Source organism: Duganella sp. 1224 (assembly GCF_013408245.1).
Taxonomy (GTDB): domain Bacteria; phylum Pseudomonadota; class Gammaproteobacteria; order Burkholderiales; family Burkholderiaceae_D; genus Rugamonas.
Genome location: NZ_JACBYS010000002.1, coordinates 349,002 through 366,634, shown reverse-complemented (window position 1 = coordinate 366,634; position 17,633 = coordinate 349,002). Strand labels below are relative to the sequence as shown.

The 17,633-nt window shown below is 65.5% G+C and carries 15 protein-coding genes; 9 read left to right on the top strand and 6 right to left on the bottom strand.

The features are described 5' to 3' along the window. Nucleotides 1–73: 73 nt before the first annotated feature. From FHW58_RS13705 to FHW58_RS13685, 5 genes are all read right to left on the bottom strand, one after another. Nucleotides 74–2,353 carry a GH92 family glycosyl hydrolase gene (locus tag FHW58_RS13705; protein ID WP_179673696.1) on the bottom strand — a complete coding sequence of 760 codons (2,280 nt, stop codon included), beginning with the start codon at nt 2,351–2,353 and terminating at the stop codon, nt 74–76. 152 nt (nt 2,354–2,505) lie between these two features. Continuing rightward, nucleotides 2,506–5,217 carry an alpha-1,6-glucosidase domain-containing protein gene (locus FHW58_RS13700; protein WP_179673695.1) on the bottom strand — a complete coding sequence of 904 codons (2,712 nt, stop codon included), beginning with the start codon at nt 5,215–5,217 and terminating at the stop codon, nt 2,506–2,508. A gap of 85 nt (nt 5,218–5,302) precedes the next feature. Then, the gene (locus FHW58_RS13695; RefSeq protein WP_179673694.1) at nt 5,303–5,572 is read right to left on the bottom strand and encodes a type II toxin-antitoxin system RelE/ParE family toxin; all 270 of its coding nucleotides are present in this window, start codon (nt 5,570–5,572) and stop codon (nt 5,303–5,305) included. After that, complete coding sequence (locus FHW58_RS13690; protein ID WP_179673693.1) at nt 5,556–5,783, bottom strand: hypothetical protein; 228 nt, start codon at nt 5,781–5,783, stop codon at nt 5,556–5,558. Before FHW58_RS13690 ends, FHW58_RS13695 begins: the two co-directional genes overlap by 17 nt. A 16-nt stretch (nt 5,784–5,799) precedes the next feature. Continuing rightward, nucleotides 5,800–7,347, bottom strand: a complete 1,548-nt coding sequence (locus FHW58_RS13685) for an oligopeptide:H+ symporter (protein WP_179674218.1) — start codon at nt 7,345–7,347, stop codon at nt 5,800–5,802. A 220-nt stretch (nt 7,348–7,567) separates the two neighbouring features. Here FHW58_RS13685 and FHW58_RS13680 point away from each other — a divergent pair, with 220 nt between their 5' ends. The 5 genes from FHW58_RS13680 (at nt 7,568) to FHW58_RS13660 (ending at nt 13,716) form a co-directional block, all read left to right on the top strand. After that, the gene (locus FHW58_RS13680) at nt 7,568–9,205 is read left to right on the top strand and encodes an alpha-glucosidase family protein (protein WP_179673692.1); all 1,638 of its coding nucleotides are present in this window, start codon (nt 7,568–7,570) and stop codon (nt 9,203–9,205) included. 87 nt (nt 9,206–9,292) lie between these two features. Next, nucleotides 9,293–11,167 (top strand): glucokinase, encoded by a 1,875-nt coding sequence (locus tag FHW58_RS13675; RefSeq protein ID WP_179673691.1) that lies wholly within the window; start codon nt 9,293–9,295, stop codon nt 11,165–11,167. A gap of 88 nt (nt 11,168–11,255) precedes the next feature. Then, nucleotides 11,256–11,804, top strand: coding sequence for an EF-hand domain-containing protein (locus FHW58_RS13670; RefSeq protein WP_179673690.1), 549 nt, complete (start codon nt 11,256–11,258; stop codon nt 11,802–11,804). 146 nt (nt 11,805–11,950) lie between these two features. After that, nucleotides 11,951–12,478 (top strand): PadR family transcriptional regulator, encoded by a 528-nt coding sequence (locus tag FHW58_RS13665; RefSeq protein WP_373996675.1) that lies wholly within the window; start codon nt 11,951–11,953, stop codon nt 12,476–12,478. Then, nucleotides 12,475–13,716: an MFS transporter gene (locus FHW58_RS13660; protein ID WP_179673689.1), complete on the top strand. Its 1,242-nt coding sequence runs from the start codon at nt 12,475–12,477 to the stop codon at nt 13,714–13,716. Before FHW58_RS13665 ends, FHW58_RS13660 begins: the two co-directional genes overlap by 4 nt. A gap of 6 nt (nt 13,717–13,722) precedes the next feature. Here the strand turns inward: FHW58_RS13660 and FHW58_RS27520 are convergent, their stop codons facing one another. Further along, entirely contained in the window at nt 13,723–14,313 is a 591-nt protein-coding gene (locus tag FHW58_RS27520) for a hypothetical protein (protein WP_229265318.1), read from the bottom strand. A gap of 210 nt (nt 14,314–14,523) precedes the next feature. On the opposite strand from FHW58_RS27520, the gene FHW58_RS13650 reads away from it, so the two are divergent. The 4 genes from FHW58_RS13650 (at nt 14,524) to FHW58_RS13635 (ending at nt 17,604) form a co-directional block, all read left to right on the top strand. Next, nucleotides 14,524–15,423, top strand: coding sequence for a 2-dehydro-3-deoxygalactonokinase (locus FHW58_RS13650; RefSeq protein ID WP_218892759.1), 900 nt, complete (start codon nt 14,524–14,526; stop codon nt 15,421–15,423). Between the two features lie 2 nt (nt 15,424–15,425). Further along, complete coding sequence (locus tag FHW58_RS13645; protein WP_179673687.1) at nt 15,426–16,049, top strand: 2-dehydro-3-deoxy-6-phosphogalactonate aldolase; 624 nt, start codon at nt 15,426–15,428, stop codon at nt 16,047–16,049. Between the two features lie 32 nt (nt 16,050–16,081). Continuing rightward, nucleotides 16,082–16,963 carry an SMP-30/gluconolactonase/LRE family protein gene (locus FHW58_RS13640; protein ID WP_179673686.1) on the top strand — a complete coding sequence of 294 codons (882 nt, stop codon included), beginning with the start codon at nt 16,082–16,084 and terminating at the stop codon, nt 16,961–16,963. A 218-nt stretch (nt 16,964–17,181) separates the two neighbouring features. After that, the gene (locus FHW58_RS13635) at nt 17,182–17,604 is read left to right on the top strand and encodes a hypothetical protein (RefSeq protein ID WP_179673685.1); all 423 of its coding nucleotides are present in this window, start codon (nt 17,182–17,184) and stop codon (nt 17,602–17,604) included. The last annotated feature ends 29 nt before the right edge of the window (nt 17,605–17,633 follow it).

Genomic DNA, 17,633 nt, shown 5'->3' with positions numbered 1-17,633 from the left:
GAAGCATTCAATGATGTTTCCAGATGGAAACTGCATGGTAACACGATCCGGCCCGCGCCGCCCACATGATTAACTATGGACGCGATAGCGAAAACGGCGCGTCGGCCGGCGCCGTGCCGCGCTGCGTGTTGGGCCGCGCCGCCATGTCGAAGTCCAGCGTCGCGCCGCGGGTCAGTGCCGCGTGATCGAGCCAGTTGTGGGCGTAAGGCTGGCCGTTGACCTTGAGCGTCCGCACGTAGCGCTGGCTGTCGCTGTTGGCCGGCGCGTTAATGATGATGGTTTTGCCATTTTCCAGCCGCAGCGTGGCCTTCTTGAACAGCGGCGCGCCCAGCACGTACTGCGGCACCGCCGGCGTGACCGGGTAGAAGCCCAGCGCCGAGAACACGTACCAGGCCGAGGTCTGGCCATTGTCCTCGTCGCCGCAGTAGCCGTCCGGCGTGGCCTGGTACAGGCGGTTCATGGTTTCGCGCACCCAGTACTGGGTCTTCCACGGCGCGCCGGCGTAGCCGTACAGGTAGATCATGTGCTGGATCGGCTGATTGCCGTGCGCGTACTGGCCCATGTTCGCGATCTGCATTTCGCGGATCTCGTGGATCACCTCACCGTAGTAGCTTTCGTCAAAGGTCGGCGGCAGCGTGAACACCTGATCCAGCTTGGCGACGAATTTGTCGCGCCCGCCCATCAGCTGCATCAGGCCATCCACATCCTGGAACACCGACCAGGTGTAGTGCCAGCTGTTCCCCTCGGTGAAGGCGTCGCCCCACTTGAAGGGATTGAACGGCGCCTGGAAGCTGCCGTCCTGGTTACGGCCGCGCATCAGGCCCGTCTCCGGATCGAACAGCTTCTTGTAGTTCATGGCGCGCTGCTTGTAGATGGCGATTTCCGCTTCCGGCTTGCCGAGCGCCTTGCCCAGCTGCCAGATGGCGAAATCGTCGTAGGCGTATTCCAGCGTGCGCGCGGCGTTCTCGTTGATCTTGACGTCATACGGCACGTAACCTAGCTCGTTGTAGTACTGGACGCCCTTGCGGCCGACGGCGTCCATCGGCCCCTCGTGGCCGGCGCCGTGCTTGAGCGCCTGCCACAGCGTGTCGATGTCGTAGCCGCGCAGGCCCTTGACGTAGGCCTCGGCCACCACCGAGGCCGAGTTATTGCCGATCATGACGTTGGCCAGGCCGGGGCTGGACCACTCGGGCAGCCAGCCGCCTTCCTTGTAATCGTTGACCAGGCCCGCCTGCATCTCGCGGTTGATCGACGGGTACATCAGGTTGAGGAACGGGTAGAGCGCGCGGAAGGTGTCCCAGAAGCCGGTGCCGGCGAACATGTAGCCGGGCAGGACCTGGCCGTTGTAGGGGCTCCAGTGGACGATCTGGTTGTTGGCGTCGATCTCGTACAGCTTGTTTGGGAAGAACAGCATGCGGTACAAGCTGGAATAGAAGGTGCGCGTCTGGTCGACGCTGCCGCCTTCCACGCCGATGCGGCTGAGCGTCTTGTTCCACACCTCCCTGCCTTTTTGCGCGGTGGCGTCGAAGCTGTCGCCGGCCAGTTCGCGTTGCAGATTGAGTTCTGCCTGCTCCTCGCTGATGAAGGACGAGGCCACGCGCATGCCGACCTTTTCGCCCTTGTCGGTCTTGAAGCCGACCACCGCGCCGCTATGGTTGCTGGCCAGTTCCGTTACGCCGTCCACCAGCTTGTCGCCGCTCCAGATGCGGGCCGACGTGAACGGCTTGTCGAAATAGATGACGAAGTAGTTCTTGAAATTCTTCGGCAGCGGGCCGCGCGCATAGCGGGTGCTGTAGCCGACGATCTTGCGCTGCTCCGGCAGCAGCTTGACGTAGGAGCCCTTGTCGTAGGCATCCACCACCACGTAGGCCTCGTCGGTCTTCGGATACGTGAAGCGGAACTGCGCGGCGCGCTCGGTCGGCGCGATTTCGGTGGTCACATCCGAGTCGGCCAGGTAGACGCTGTAGTAGTACGGCTTGGCCACTTCCGCCTTGTGCGAGAACCAGCTGGCGCGGTCGTCCTGGGTGAAGCGCAGCTTGCCCGTCACCGGCATGATGGCGAACTGGCCGTAGTCGTTCATCCACGGCGATGGCTGGTGCGTCTGCTTGAAGCCGCGGATCTTGTCGGCGTCGTAGGTGTAGGCCCAGCCGTTGCCCATCTTGCCGGTTTGCGGCGTCCAGAAATTCATCCCCCACGGCAGCGCGATGGTCGGGTAGGTATTGCCGTTGGAGAGTTCCGGCTTGCTGGCGGTGCCCATCAGGGGATTGATCCAGTCGACCGGATCGGCGACCGGCGCGGCGGTGGCGGAGAGCGCAAACAGCAGGGCGGGCAATGCGAGCGTGTGCAGTTTCATGTCCTGGGGTGTGGTGGCTGACGATGACCTAGTGTAGCAGCCATGCCGCCAGCCCAAGCCGCCGGGACGCGGGCGGCGGCTTGTTTAACGCCGATTTACTAAACACCGTCATTCCGGCTGGCGCCGGAATGACGGGGGCGGGCGGGGCGCCGTCAGTTCTCCACGAAGACCACGGCGCTGCGCGGCGGCAGGGTGAAGGTGCCACTCAGCTTGTCGTAGCTGGCCTGCGCGGCCACGCGCTTGTCCGCCGCGTTGGCGCCGGTGTGGACCGGATGCAGCTGGTAGCGGCGGTTGCGTTCCTCGGTGGCGGTCACGCGCTGCTCGACCTTGTCGACGTTGATCAGGTAGACAATGCTCTTGAAGCGCGCCCCGGCGTAGCCCTTGCCGTCGAGGCGCGCGGCCACCACGGTCGGTACCTGCGACGGGCCGGTGTTGAGGAAGCGCAGGCGCTGCCGGATGTCGTTGGCGCTGCGCAGGCGGAACAAGGTGCTGCTGGCGCGGATCGCCAGCAGGTCACGGAAGGCGTCACGCGCGTAGGCGATGTCCGCCGGTGCCGGCTTGACGTTCGCGTTCAGCAGAACAGGCTTGAGCAGCGGCCAGTCCTTGCCGTTGTCGGCGGCCGGCGGCAGGCCGGTGCCGAAGTAGTTGTCTTGGTAGCTCCAGTCCAGGCGATTGAACCAGTCGCCCGATTCAAAGCTGTTGCGGTCCAGCGACTTGGAACGCAGGATGTCGAAGCCGGCGTGGAAGTAGGCCACGCCCTGGCTGAAGGCGTTGATGGCGGCGCCCAGCATCTGCACCTGCGCGCGCTCGCGCGGCGTGGTGGTTTGCGGCAGCTTGAGCGCGTCGATATCGAACAGCGTCTGGTTGTCGTGGTTCTCGACGTAGTTGACCACTTCGCCCGGCTCGCTGGCGTAGCCGGCCGGCTGGTTGCCGCCGTAGACGATGTCCTGCAGCGCCACGGTGTTGCCGTCGGCGGTGGTCAGCTGGTAGCCGCGGATGGTGCCGGCCAGGCCGACCTTGACCATGTCCGCCGCGCGCAGCAGGTCGGCGGCGGGGCGCTGGCCGGCCTGCTCGTTGGCGTCGTACACCAGGCCATTGATGTAGCCCTGCTGCGTGAACAGTTGCTGGCCGCTGTCGCCGGCGCCGCCGCCGCGTACGGCGTCGCGTCCGCGGTCGCTGAAGGTACCGATGCCGCTGCCGTTCAGCGACAGCTGCGAGGCCTGCACGAAGCGCGCGCCGTCGGCCACCTCGCCGAAGTTCCAGCCCTCGCCGATCAGGTTGATGTGACGGCCGGCGGCTTTATCGGCCCGCGCCTGCACCTGCTCCATCACCGCGCGCGGCTGGTGGCCCATCAGGTCGAAGCGGAAGGAATCGATCTTGTAGTGCCTGGCCCAGAAGGCCACCGAGTCCACCATCAGCTTGCCCATCATGAGGTTTTCGGTGGCGGTGTTGTCACAGCAGGTCGAGCGCTCGATCTCGCCCTTGGCGTTGAGGCGGTGGTAGTAGCCGGGCACCACGCGGTCCAGCACCGACTTCTCGTTCTGGCCGGCGATGAAGGTGTGGTTGTAGACCACGTCCATGCCGACGCGCAGGCCGGTGCGGTGCAGCGCCTGCACCATCTGGCGGAACTCGACGATGCGCCTGGCGCCGTCGGCCGGATCGGTGCTGTAGCTGCCTTCCGGCGCGTTGTAGTGGAACGGATCGTAACCCCAGTTGAAGCAATCCTTCAGTTTGACTTTTTCCACGGCGGCCTGCTGTTCCTCGCTGTCCGCCGCCGCCACCGGAATCTCCGGATCGGCGCAGCCTTGTTCCGGCACGCTGCCGATGTCGTACACGGGCAGCAGGTGGATGTCGGTCATGCCGGCCCTGGCCAGCGCGGCCAGGTGCTTCATGCCGTTGGACTTCGCCTCGGTGAAGGCCAGGTATTTGCCGCGATTGGCGGCGCTGACGGTGTTGTCGTTGATCGAGAAGTCGCGCACGTGCAGCTCGTAGACCGTCATGTCGGTTTGCGCGGCGACCTTATTCGGCGATGGCGTGCTGTCCCAGCCGGCCGGCTTGAATCTGGCGGCGTTCAGGTTGGCGACGTAGCTGCGCTTTGAATCGGTGGTCAGGCTGACCGAGTACGGATCGGTGACCAGGTTGCGGACGATGCCGGCGGTCGGCGTCATCACGTCGACCACATACTGGTAGTAGGGGCCGGGCGCGGTGGCCGACCAGATGCCGGTATTGTCGTCGCGCTGCATTGGCGTGATGGCGGTGGCCTTGCCGGCGCCGCTGGCGTAGGAACACACGGCCACGCCCTGCGCGGTCGGCGCCCACAGCTTGAAGGCGGTGCCGCGCGTGGTCACGGTGGCGCCCAAGTCGTCGGCCTTGGCGGCGCTGGCGTAGAGGTCATCCAGCGCGCCGGCGATCTGCAGCGTGGTGGCGTCGCGCACGGTGCCGTCCTCGGCCTCCTGTACCAGCAACACCTGCTGCGTCATCAGCCGGGCCGCGTTGGCGACGCTGAAGACGATGCCGTCGGCGGTGAACTTGAAGCGCTGCGCCACGCTGGCCGGCAGTTCGCCGTCGAAGCGCGACAGCGCGATGACGCCATCCTCGCCGGTCACGCGCGCGCCCGGCGCGGCGCGCAGCAACGCGCTGGACGAGTAATACAGCTTGAAGACGCCGCGCGCCGCATCGGCGCCCGGCCATTTGATTAGCTGGCGATTCAGCCAGTAGGCGCGCGCATCGACGGCGGGCGCGGCGTGCAGCGGCGAGGCGAACGGTCCATCACAATCCGCCAGCGTGGGCGCGGCCGACGCCGCGCAACACGTCAGCGCCAACGCGCCGCCCAACCAACCTGCCGCCCAACGCTTGCCAACCATCTGCCGTCTCCTGAAACATAAAAATTGGCGGCTATGGTACTCCAGAATTCACTGATTTGGCATTCGCCATCTACCGTGTAGGAATTTAGCGGTAGATGTGCCTTCGATGGCCTATCCCGACAACCAGTACATGCAGAATGCCATCCTGTATATCGCAAATGATGCGATAGTCACCGACGCGATAGCGCCAGTAGTTGCCAAGCCTGGCACCTGTCAGCGCTTTGCCGAGGCGACGCGGGTCAGCATGTGGTGCAACTTGCTGATCCATGTAGTCGAGGATGCGCCGCGCCGCAGCTTTGTCCAGCTTTGCCAGCTGACGCTGCGCCTGACGGGTATAGTCAATCTGCCAGGCCAAGATTTTTCCTGACCTGTTCTGATGAATAAACTGGTTCTTTGCCTTCGGCGACGCGACGCATGATGGTATCGGCGAAGTAAAGATCCTCCAGATCGTCGATGCCGCGTGAAATGAGTTCGTGAAGGTGGTCGTCGAGCGTCTTCCCTGTGCGCATGGCCAACTTTCTCAAGCGCTGTTCTATTTTTTCATCCAGTTCAACAGAAATCGCCATGGCGTGCCTCGTTTGGTTATGCCGTCTTGCGGTAATTATCCACCATCTTGTAGCGCAGGGCGTAGAGCGCGAACAGGGCGGCGACGATGGCGGCGAAGGCGGCGAACAGGAACATCTGGAAGGCGATCGGAGTCAGGCCGCTGCTGGCGATCCAGCCGCCCACCACGTCGTTCTTCACGCCCGCGTTCACGATCAGCACCCACAGGTTGCCGACCGTGACGGCCAGGTACCAGAAGCTGAGGATGATGCCCTTCATCGAGGCCGGCGCCTGGCTGTAGGCGAATTCCAGGCCGGTGGCCGACACCAGCACCTCGCCCAGGGTCAGCAGCGCGTAGGGCAGCAGCTGCCACAGGATGGAAACCTTGTCGCCGCCGTCCATCCACAGCTGGATCATGCCGATCACCACCCACGCCGCCGCCGAGAAGGCGATGCCCAGGCCCATGCGGCGCAGCGGCGTGGGCGTGATGCCGACTGCGCGCATCAGCGGGAACAAGGCAACGTTGTTGAACGGGATCAGCAGCATCACCAGGATCGGATTCACCGCCTGCATCTGCGCTGGCAGCAGCTTGAAATCCCAGCCGAACACCGACAGCAGCGGGCTGTCCATGGCGTTGGCCTGGACGATCCAGGTCGAGGCCTTCTGGTCGAACAGCGACCAGAACGGCGTGGTCAGCGCGAACACGATCAGGATGCGCAGCACCGAGCGCACGCCTTCCACCGCTTCATCGGTGTGCTGGCCGCGCGCGCGTTCCAGTTGCAGCGACACGCCGATGCCGCCAAACGCCAGCAGCAGCACCAGCGCCGTGCAGGCGGCGATGACGAAGCCCCAGGCCGGCGTCATGCACAGCGAGATCACGGCGGCGACCGCGCCGGCGCCGGCCACCATCAGGCCGGGCCGCGATTGGCCGGGCGCGCGCGCCAGCAGCGCGGTACGCGCCACGCTGCTGAAGGAATCCGGATTCGGCGCGGCCGGCGGCACGTGCACATACTTCTTGCGGCCGGCCCAGAACACCAGCGTGGCAATCGCCATCAGGATGCCCGGAATGCCGAACGCCACGGCCGGGCCGTAGTCGCGCAGGAATACCGGCATCAGCAGCGAGGCGAAGAAGGAGCCAAAGTTGATGATCCAGTAGAAGGCATCAAACACCACCTTGGCGCGGTTCTTGTTGGTCTGGTCAAACTGGTCGCCGACAAACGACACCACCAGCGGCTTGATGCCGCCCGAGCCGAACGCGATCAGCGCCAGGCCGAGGTAGAAGCCCTCCAGGTTGTGCTCGAAGATCGCCAGGCAGGCGTGGCCGGCCACGTAGATCAGGCTGAACCAGAACACCGTCTTGTACTTGCCCCAGAAGCGGTCGGCGATCCAGCCGCCCAGCAGCGGGAAGAAGTAGACGCCGATGACGAAGGTGTGGAACACGTGCTTGGCTTCGGTGGCGCGGTCGCCGACCGGAATGAACAGCAGAAGCGTGCTGAGAAGGAAGGGCGTCAGGATGTTGCGCATGCCGTAAAAGCTGAAACGCTCGCAGCCTTCGTTGGCGATGATGTAGGGAATTTGCCGGGGCATCGGCCCGTTGCCGTTGGTGCTCACTGTCTGTTCACTCCTGAAGTTGTGTAGTTTGACTACTATTTTTTATGTCAAGGATTCCGGTTGGAATACCTAAGCTTTTGTTTTTAAAGGTTTATGGCCGGTTTTTGTATGGTCGGGCGCTGATTGAAAAATCTATTTTCGTGATGTATATTCTCTACAAAAAATAAACCACAGCCAGCCAACCCCGGATTTTCTTATGACTAAGCAACTTACTCAAGTGTCCCCACACCCCGCCGACTGGTATCGCGACGCGATCATCTACCAGGTTTATCCGCGCAGCTACATGGACAGCAACGGCGACGGCGTGGGCGACCTTCCGGGCATCACGGCAAAGTTGGACTATATCGCATCGCTGGGCGTGGACATCGTCTGGATTTCGCCATTCTTCAAATCGCCGATGAAAGACTTCGGCTACGACATCGCCGACTACTGCGACGTCGATCCGCTGTTTGGCACGCTGGCCGACTTCGACGCGCTCATCGCCAAGGCGCACAGCCTGGGCCTGAAGATCATGATCGACCAGGTGATGGCGCACACGGCGGAAGAGCATCCGTGGTTCAAGGAGAGCCGGTCGAGCCGCGACAACCCCAAGGCCGACTGGTACGTCTGGTCCGATCCCAAGCCGGACGGCAATCCGCCGAACAACTGGCTGTCGGTGTTCGGCGGCTCGGCCTGGCAGTGGGATACCCGCCGCCGCCAGTACTACATGCACAATTTCCTGGTCAGCCAGCCGCAGCTGAACTTCCACAATCCGGCCGTGCAGCAGGCGCACCTGGACGCGCTGCGTTTCTGGCTGGAGCGCGGCGTCGACGGCATCCGTCTCGACGCCTGCAACTACCACTTCCACGACCGCCAGCTGCGCGACAACCCGCCGGCCACCAACCGCGATTCGATCACCGTCACCGACGTCAACCCGTACGGCATGCAGGCGCATGACCACGACAAGACGCAGCCGGAAAACGTGCCCTTCCTGAAGAAGCTGCGCGCGCTGCTGGATGAATACAAGGCGGTGTCGATCGGCGAGGTGGGCTCGGACGATTCGCTGGCCACCATGGCCGAGTACACCGAGGGCGGCGACAAGCTGCACATGGCGTACAGCTTCAACCTGCTGGTCAACCAGCTGTCGTCGCATTACATCCGCCAGCAGGTCGAGCAGTTTGAACAGCGCGTCAAGGGCGGCTGGGCCTCGTGGTCGGTCGGCAATCACGACGTGCCGCGCGTGGCTTCGCGCTGGGGTGGCCCGGCGGCGCCGCAGGCCTTCGCCAAGCTGGCGCTGGCGATGCAGTTGTCGCTGAAGGGCACGCCGTGCCTGTACCAGGGCGACGAGCTGGCGTTTGCCGAGGCGGATGTGCCGTTCGAGCTGCTGCAGGACCCGTATGGCATCACCTTCTGGCCGGAGTTCAAGGGCCGCGATGGCTGCCGCACGCCGATCGCCTGGACCGATGGCGCCAACGGCGGCTTCACCACCGGCAAGCCGTGGCTGCCGGTGTCGCCGGACCACCTGGCCAAGGCGGCCTCGGTGCAGGAGGGGGATCAGGAGTCGACGCTGGCCTTCACCCGCGCGTTCACCGCCTGGCGCCGCAAGCATCCGCAGCTGCTGCGCGGCGATATCGTGTTCTTCGATACGCAGGACCAGGTGCTGGCGCTGCGCCGGGATCTGGCCGGCGAGCGTGGCATGCTGGCCGTGTTCAATCTGAGCGGCGAGGCGCAGACAGTCGATCTGCCGGTTAGCGTGGGTGCCGAGCCGTTGTCTGGTCACGGACTGCCGGGCACGGCGGACGGCGGCAAGGTCCAGCTGCCGCCTTACGGCGCCTGGTTCGCCTACGCCGCCTAACAACGTCATTCCGGCGCACGCCGGAATGACATAGTGGTAAGTCAACATTTCAGGTATGCTTCCGCCAACTGTCCGGACTGAACGACGATGAAACAAGCTGAAGTGGATCAAAAACTGAACCGTACCGCCTTCGCCGACGGCCCGCGCCTGCTGGCCGACATCGGCGCCACCCATGCCCGCTTTGCCCTGCAGACCGCGCCCGGCGAATTCCGCGCCGTGCGCGTGCTCAAGTGCGACGACTACCCGGACATCGTGGCCATGCTGCGGTCCTACCTGTCGGACCACGCCGGCGTCAATCTGAACCACGCGGCGCTGGCCGTCGCCAACCCGGTCAGCGGCGACTACATCCGCATGACCAACCGCGACTGGGAATTCTCCACCGACGAAGTACGGCGTGCGCTCGGCCTGCACACGCTGCTGGTGGTCAACGACTTCACCGCGCTGGCGATGTCGCTGCCGGGCCTCAAGCCGGCCGACCTGATGCAGGTGGGCGGCGGCAAGCCGGCGCCGAATTCGGTCATCGGCGTGCTCGGTCCCGGCACCGGCCTCGGCGTGTCGGGCGTGATCCCGACCGTCGACGGCTTCGTCACGCTCGGCTCGGAAGGCGGCCACACCAACTTCGCCCCGGCCGACGAGCGCGAGTACGCGATCCTGCAATACGCGTGGCAAACCTGGTCGCACGTGTCGACCGAGCGCCTGATCTCCGGCCCCGGCATGGAAATCATCTACCGCGCCATCGCCAAGCGCAACGGCCGCCAGGTGCGCGATCTGACCTCGCAGGAAATCATCTCCGGCGCGCTGACCGACAAGGACCCGCTGTGCCTGGAAGTGCTGGAATGCTTCTGCGCCATGCTGGGCGGCGCCACCGCCAACCTGGCCGTGACGCTGGGCGCGTTTGGCGGCATGTTCATCGGCGGCGGCATCGTGCCGCGCCTGGGCGAGTGGTTCACCTCGTCGCCGTTCCGCGCGCGCTTCGAAGCCAAGGGCCGCTTCACCAGCTACCTGGCCGAGATTCCCACCTACGTCATCACCACGCCCAACCCGGCCTTCTACGGCGTGGCGACCATCCTGTCCGAACACCTGCGCGGGCGCAGCGGCGCCAACACGCTGATGGAGCGCGTGCAGCATCTGCAGCACGAGCTGACGCCGGCCGAGCAGCGCGTCGCCCAGCTGGTGCTGGAGCAGCCGCGCCTGGTGCTGAACGAACCGATCGCCGACATCGCGCGCCTGGCCGAGGTCAGCCAGCCGACCGTGATCCGCTTCTGCCGCTCGCTGGGCTTCCTCGGCCTGGCCGACTTCAAACTGAAATTTGCCAGCAGCCTGACCGGTGCCATTCCGGTGCGCCATAGCCAGGTGCGGGTCAGCGACAGCACGCACGACCTCAGCGCCAAGGTCATCGACAACACCGTATCGGCGATCCTGAAATTCCGCGACCAGCTGGACGTGCGCTCGCTGGACAAGGCGATCGCGCTGGTGGCCAAGGCCAAGCGCGTCGAGTTCTACGCCATGGGCAACTCGCGCGTGGTGGCGCTGGACGGCCAGCACAAATTCTTCCGCTTCCGCATTCCCACCGCGGCCTACGGCGACTCGCACCTGCTGACGCTGGCGGCCGAGCTGCTGAAACCGGGCGACGTGGTGATCGCGATCTCGAATTCCGGCAAGCTGCCGGACCTGCTGGCGGCGGTGGACGCCGCGCGCGCGGCCGGCGCCGACGTCATCGCCATTACTTCCAGTAACTCGGCGCTGGCGAAAAAGGCCAGCGTGTGCCTGGCGGTCGACCACACGGAAGACAGCACCACCTTCCTGTCGATGATCTCGCGCATCCTGCAACTGCTGCTGATCGACATCTTGTCGGTGGGCATTTCGCTTGACGCGCAGAACGCGCGGCTGGTGGTCGAGCACAAGAGCAGCAATGGCGAGGCCGACAACCGCCGGCTGCTGATTTCGCACCTGGACGGCTAGGCACTCCACCGATCGAGGTATTTTCTCAAGTTGCGACTTTTAGTGGCGATATCGTGCTCATCAACTCAACACATCAGGGAGCACGATCATGGCTATTTCGGGCATCAACTCAGCAAGCGGCGGCTATTCTGCCGCCCCAAGCAACAATGACAGCGCCGGCGCCGCCAAGCCGGCGGTAACGTCAACGCCAAGCGGCGACGGCAAGTCGTCGATCGTCACGCTCAGCGACGGCAGTTCCATGAACGTGATTGAGCGCGACGCCAGCGCGCTGAAAGCCACGCCGTTGGCGGTGCTGCGGTCGCCGGAGATGCTGGTGGCGGGCGACGGCAACCAGGACCAGCAAATCGACGCCGACGAATTCGGCAAGCAACTGGCGCGCATCGGCGTCAGCGCCGACGACGCGAAAAAACTGTTCGCCACCTTCGACGCCTCGGGCGACGGCAAGGTCTCGCCGGACGAATACATCCAGGGCGTCAAGGACAGCATCGCCAGCGGCAACGACCTGTTCAAGAACCTGCTGAACTCCTACATCAACGGCGACGACGGCCACCTCGACCTGAACGCCTACGCCGCCTTCATGCAAAAGGGCAAAGAGCTGGCCGCCCAATACGCCAAACAATCCGGCAACGAGCGCTAAACTCCGGGGTCAGGTCCTCCATTTCTACACGACCTCTGCCGTACGCACGCGTACGGCAGAGGTCGTGTAGAAATGGAGGACCTGACCCCGGAGTGTGGAGATGTGTTAAGATATATCGTATTAAGTTATATCTTAAGGAGTTTATCGTGTTTGGATTCCATCACCATCATCACCCGCACGGCCCGCATGGCCATCACCACCACCACGGCGGTCCCGGCCCGCGCGGCCGGGGCCCGAAGATGTTCGACGCCGGCGCCATGCGCTATGTCGTGCTGCAATTGATCGCCGAGAAGCCGCGCCACGGCTACCAGATCATCAAGGAGCTGGAGCAGCGTTCCGGCGGCGGCTATTCGCCCAGCCCGGGGGCGATCTATCCGCTGCTGTCCATGCTGCTGGACATGGGCCACGTGGTCGCCTCCGCCGACGGCAACAAGAAGCTGCACACCATCACGCCGGAGGGCGAGGCCTTCCTGGCCGAGAACCGCCAGTTCGTCGACGCCATCCTGGCCCGCCTGACGGAAGGCGACGCGCACCGCGACGGCCTGCGCGCCGTCATGCACGAGCTGAAGCACGCCGCCATTGAGCAGGCGCGCGCCAGCCACCACAGCCCGGAACGCATCGAGCAGATCCGCGCCATCCTGCGCAAGGCGGCCGAGGACATCAACGCGCTATGAGCCTGCCCCTGACTCCGGCGCGCGAGCGCCTGGTGCTGTGGCTGCTGGCGCTGACGCAGTTCACCGTCATCATGGATTTCATGGTGATGATGCCGCTGGCGCCGCAGCTGATGCACGCGTTTGCCATCGAGCCGGCCGCCGTGTCGGGCGCGGTGTCGGCCTACGCCTGGTGCGCCGGCCTCTCCGGCCTGGCGGCGGCGATGTATATCGACCGCTTCGACCGCCGCAAGCTGCTGCTGACCGTGTTTGCGTTGTTCACGCTGTCCAACCTGGCGTGCGCGGTCGCGCCCAACTTCCATGTGCTGGTGCTGTCGCGCGCGTTCGCCGGGCTGACCGGCGGCATCCTCGGCGCCATCGTCATGGCCATCATCGGCGACCTGATTCCGGCCAACCGGCGCGGCGCCGCCACCGGCATCGTCATGACCTCGTTCAGCATGGCCTCGGTGGCCGGCGTGCCGACCGGGGTCATGCTGGCCGCCCACTATGGCTGGGCGTCGCCGTTCTACATCCTGGTGCTGTGCTCGCTGCCGATTCTGCTGCTGGCCGCGCGCGTGCTGCCGGCGCTGGACAGCCACCTGCCCAACCGCGTGCCGCTGGCCGAGGTGCTGCCCAACCTGGTGGCGCTGTACCGGAAGCCGCAACACCTGAAGGCCTTCCTGCTGTCGGTGGTCAACATGATGACCGGCATGATGGTGATTCCCTTCATCTCGCCTGTGCTGGTCAGCAACGTCGGCCTGCAGCCGGCCGAGATCACCTATGTGTACCTGGCCGGCGGCCTGGCGACCTTCTTCACCGCGCGCCTGATCGGCAAGTGGTCGGACCGGTATGGCGCGCAGAAGGTGTACCGCATCGTTTCGCTGCTGTTCATTGTGCCGGTGCTGTTCATCACCCACATGCCGGTGGTGCCGCTGGTGGGCGTGATGCTGTTCTTCCCGTTCTTCATGGTGCTGGCGTCGGGCCGCAATATTCCGATGCAGGCGCTGATGACCACGGTGCCGGAGCCAGCGCGGCGTGGCGCCTTCCTCAGCGCCAACTCGGCGATCCAGCAGATGGGCACCGGCATCGGCGCGCTGCTGGGCGGGCTGACCTTGCACACGGCGGCGTCCGGCCATATCGCCGGCTATGGGCTGAATGGCTGGATTGCCGCCGGGCTGGCGGTGCTGACGGTGCTGTGGGTGGGGCAGGTGCGCGGCGCCGCCGCGCCGGCGGCGCCGGCGGGGGAGGCCAAGGCGGCCTAGTGTGGCTTAGTGCGGCGCCGGGGCGTCGAAGCTGGTGCGCTTGTCCGGATGCTTTTCGCGGCGCCAGCGTCCCAGGCTGATGACCTCGTCGTTGGCGGCGTCCTCCACCAGGATTTCATCGTCGCTGGAGGACACCAGGAAGCTTTCCCAGCGCAGCGCCGACTCGGCGCTGTTTTCCACGAAGCTGAACTGCCAGTAGTTCTTGCCGTTCAGCTTGCGTGGCACCGGGTCGTATTCCAGCAGGCCGCCGTGGGCCTTGCCATTGGTATTTTTTTCGATCAGCGCCGACCAAGCTTGCAGTTCCGGCAGCGCCATCAGGGCGGCCGCGCCTTGCTCCTTGGTACGGATGGCGCGCGGTTCGCCCGGCGGCGCCGGATCCTTGATCTCGGCCGGGCGCTGCGGCGTGGCGGCCGGCGCCGGCTTTTTGGCCGAGGCCGCGCTGCTGGCGCTGGATGGCGCCGTCACCGGCGCCTTGACCACCACGTGCGATTCAGCGGTGGGCGAGCTGGCGAAGTAGGCGGCCAAACCCAGCGCAATGACGGTCGTGGCGACGCCGGCGATGACCAGTTTGCGGGAGGACTGCTTGCTTAATTCCATGAGGGGATTCAGAAGACGGATTTTATAGTCGGCCATACTAAACTAAAGGCATCTCAGGGGCAACTTTTGCCCGTTTTTTACGCGATTTTGCTTGTCTCGTTGCTATTGTTCCGTGACTTGCCTATATTATTTTGGTATTACTCCGGCGCGATAATTCATTGGCTGTTGAGGGCGGTTTTTCGTACCATCGAGGCAGCATCAGTAAAGGATATGCCTGTGAACAAGCACATAGTGGGGATCGATTGGGGCACCAGCAACCGGCGCGCCTATCTGATAGATCAGACCGGCGCCTGCCTGGCCGAGCATGAGGATGGCCTGGGCATGCTGGCGGTCGGCGGGCGCGAGCACTTCGGCGCCGCGCTGGCCGGCCTGCTGGACGCCATGCGGCTGCCGGCCGACGTGCCGGTCATCATGTCCGGCATGGTGGGCAGCGCCTCCGGCTGGCAGGAAGTCGGCTACCTCGACGCCTCGGTGCCGCTGGAACAGTTGCCGCGCCACCTGGCGCCGGTCACCGACCCGGCCTGGGCCGGCCGCGCCACCATCGTGCCCGGCTATGTGTACCGCCACGGCGCCGCCGCCGACGTCATGCGCGGCGAGGAAACCCAGTTGCTGGGCGCGGTCCTGCAGGGCCACCGCGACGGCTGGCTGGTGCTGCCAGGCACCCACAGCAAGTGGGTGCTGCTGCGCGACGGCGTGATCCAGTCGTTCGCCACCTACATGACCGGCGAGTTGTTTGCCATGCTGTCCAAGGGCGGCACGCTGGCGGCGATGATGGGCGGCGACAGCAGCGATGCCGAGGGCTTTGCCACCGGCCTCCACCAGGCGGCGCGCCACGAGCCGCTGTCGAACAGCCTGTTCCGTGTACGGGCCGGCGTGGTGTCGCGCGCGGCGCCTGCCGAGCAGGCGGCCGCCACCGTCAGCGGCTTGCTGATCGGCGCCGAATTTGCCGCCGCCGCGCGCGCGGCCGAAGGGCAGGGCATCGCCGTCATCGGCTCGCCGGCGCTGGCCGCGCGCTATGCGCTGGCCGCCCGCCACTTTGGCTTGCACTGCGCAGTGCTGGACCCACATCAGGTGTACTGCACCGCCATTTCCCAATTCCTTAAGGCCTGATCATGACGACTGTTTCCCATCCCAATACACCGCTGGTCGCCATCCTGCGCGGCCTCGATCCCGCCGAGGCGGCCGATGTGGCCAAGGTGCTGCACGCGGCCGGCTTCCGCGCGCTGGAAGTGCCGCTGAACCGGCCGGGCGCCATCGAGGCCATCCGGGCCATCGTCGCGTTGAACCTGCCGGACACGCTGGTCGGCGGCGGCACCATGCTCACTGTCGAGCACGTGGAAGCCGTGCACGCGGCCGGCGGCCGCCTGCTGGTGTCGCCGAACTGCGTGCCGGCGGTGATCCGCCGCGCCGCCGATCTCGGCATGTACTGCGCGCCGGGCGTGGCCACGCCGACCGAGGCGTTTGCCGCGCTGGACGCCGGCGCCCACGCGCTGAAGATTTTCCCGGCCGAGTCGGTCGGCCACGGCGGCATCAAGGCACTCAAGAGCGTGCTGCCGGCCGGCACGCCGGTGTGGCCGGTCGGCGGCGTGGCGCCGGACACCATGGCCGACTGGGTCAAGGCCGGCGCCACCGGTTTCGGCATCGGCGGCGCGCTGTACACGCCCGGCGTCACGCTGGCGCAATTGCAAGAACGCGCGGCATCCTTCGTCAACACCTGGCGCGCTTTGGCCGTATGATGGCGGCTGTCTAATTTAACCGGATCGAACTGATGAGCAAGCATGATGTGCAGTGCCTGTGGGACGTGGGCGCGCAACTGGGCGAAGGCCCGCTGTGGGTGGCGGAACAGAACCGCCTGTACTTTGTCGACCTCAAGAACCAGACCCTGCACTCGGTGGACAGCGCCGGCGGCGCGCGCCGCAGCTGGACCATGCCGGACTACATCTGCTGGCTGATCGCCCGCCGCGACGGCGACGGTTTCATGGCCGGCCTGCGCGACGGCATCGCCCGCGTGTGGCTGGAGCCGGAACTGCGCATCGAGTACCTGCACCGTCCGTTCGCCGAGGGCAGCGGCCTGCGCATGAACGACGCCAAGGTCGACAGCGCCGGCCGCATCTGGGCCGGTTCCATGCACAACACCGACTACGCGCAGGCGGTCGGCACGCTGTTCCGCCTGGACACCGACCACCAGCTGCACGCGGCCGACAACGAATACCACATCTGCAACGGCCCGACCTTCAGCCTGGACGGCGCCACCATGTACCACACCGACAGCTACGAAGGCCGCACCTACGCCTATCCGCTGGCCGCCGACGGCACGCTGGGCGCGCCGCGCGTGTGGCGCCAGTTCGGCGACGGCGAAGGCTCGCCGGACGGCATGACGGTCGACAGCGCAGGCTGCGTGTGGATCGCCCAGTGGGGCGGCAGCCGCGTCTGCCGTTATTCGCCGGAGGGCGCGCTGCTGGAGACGATCACCGTGCCGGTGCGCAATCCCGCCTCCTGTACCTTCGGCGGCGATGACCTGAAAACGCTGTTCATCACCACCGCGCGCGAGGACAACACGCCCGAGCAACTGGCCGCCCATCCGCTGACCGGCGCCGTCTTCGCCGTGCGCGTTGACGTGCCCGGCGTACCGGCCGCGCGCTTCGGCTAACCCGACATCTCAACTCTTTGCGATGGGCGGCGTGCGGCTGGCGTTCGCCCTGTCCGCACGTGGCGCCACGTTTGCCAACGGCGCCGATCTCAGCAGGGGCAGCCAGCAGGAATCGAGCGGGTAGGGCGCGATGGACGCCAGCGGCAAGTTCACCATTGCGCTCGATCCGTGCTAAGGCCAGGCTTGCGGGATTGGGCTGATCCGGCGAGAATGCGGTCATGCTGAATTCCACCCTCAACTATCTTCATCTGACCCCTTCCAGCGACTTGCCGGCGCTGGAAGGCTTGCGCCAGTTCAAAACCATCCTCGTCGCCGACGCCGACGTGCAGGAGCCGATGATGTGGGACGTCAGCCGCTGGCTGATCGACTCCGGCAGCCTGTACGTGCTAGTGTGGGGCCAAGACAGCGAACAGTGGCGCGAGGCGATCGAGGACGCGGCGCTGGAGGCTGTCAACTACGAAGACGTCCCCGACGAGCGCCGCGTGCTGGTCACCGCGCACGAGGACGATGAGCTGGACGAAGTCTTCTGGTACGCCCGTCACCGCGCCGCGCACCCGGCCGACCTGAAGCACACCCTGATCCTCCACATCGCCGACGCCCCGCGCCGCGAAGACCTCGAAGCCGCCTACAGCGACGCCTGAGTCACCCCAGGCACCTCCGCATGCCGGCA

Excerpts from the sequence above, each read along its gene's own strand:
- FHW58_RS13705 (WP_179673696.1), bottom strand. The coding sequence starts at position 2,353 with ATGAAACTGCACACGCTCGCATTGCCCGCCCTGCTGTTTGCGCTCTCC.
- FHW58_RS13700 (WP_179673695.1), bottom strand. The coding sequence starts at position 5,217 with ATGGTTGGCAAGCGTTGGGCGGCAGGTTGGTTGGGCGGCGCGTTGGCG.
- FHW58_RS13690 (WP_179673693.1), bottom strand. The coding sequence starts at position 5,783 with ATGGCGATTTCTGTTGAACTGGATGAAAAAATAGAACAGCGCTTGAGA.
- FHW58_RS13685 (WP_179674218.1), bottom strand. The coding sequence starts at position 7,347 with ATGCCCCGGCAAATTCCCTACATCATCGCCAACGAAGGCTGCGAGCGT.
- FHW58_RS13680 (WP_179673692.1), top strand. The coding sequence starts at position 7,568 with ATGACTAAGCAACTTACTCAAGTGTCCCCACACCCCGCCGACTGGTAT.
- FHW58_RS13675 (WP_179673691.1), top strand. The coding sequence starts at position 9,293 with ATGAAACAAGCTGAAGTGGATCAAAAACTGAACCGTACCGCCTTCGCC.
- FHW58_RS13670 (WP_179673690.1), top strand. The coding sequence starts at position 11,256 with ATGGCTATTTCGGGCATCAACTCAGCAAGCGGCGGCTATTCTGCCGCC.
- FHW58_RS13660 (WP_179673689.1), top strand. The coding sequence starts at position 12,475 with ATGAGCCTGCCCCTGACTCCGGCGCGCGAGCGCCTGGTGCTGTGGCTG.
- FHW58_RS27520 (WP_229265318.1), bottom strand. The coding sequence starts at position 14,313 with ATGGAATTAAGCAAGCAGTCCTCCCGCAAACTGGTCATCGCCGGCGTC.
- FHW58_RS13650 (WP_218892759.1), top strand. The coding sequence starts at position 14,524 with ATGCCTGTGAACAAGCACATAGTGGGGATCGATTGGGGCACCAGCAAC.
- FHW58_RS13645 (WP_179673687.1), top strand. The coding sequence starts at position 15,426 with ATGACGACTGTTTCCCATCCCAATACACCGCTGGTCGCCATCCTGCGC.
- FHW58_RS13640 (WP_179673686.1), top strand. The coding sequence starts at position 16,082 with ATGAGCAAGCATGATGTGCAGTGCCTGTGGGACGTGGGCGCGCAACTG.
- FHW58_RS13635 (WP_179673685.1), top strand. The coding sequence starts at position 17,182 with ATGCTGAATTCCACCCTCAACTATCTTCATCTGACCCCTTCCAGCGAC.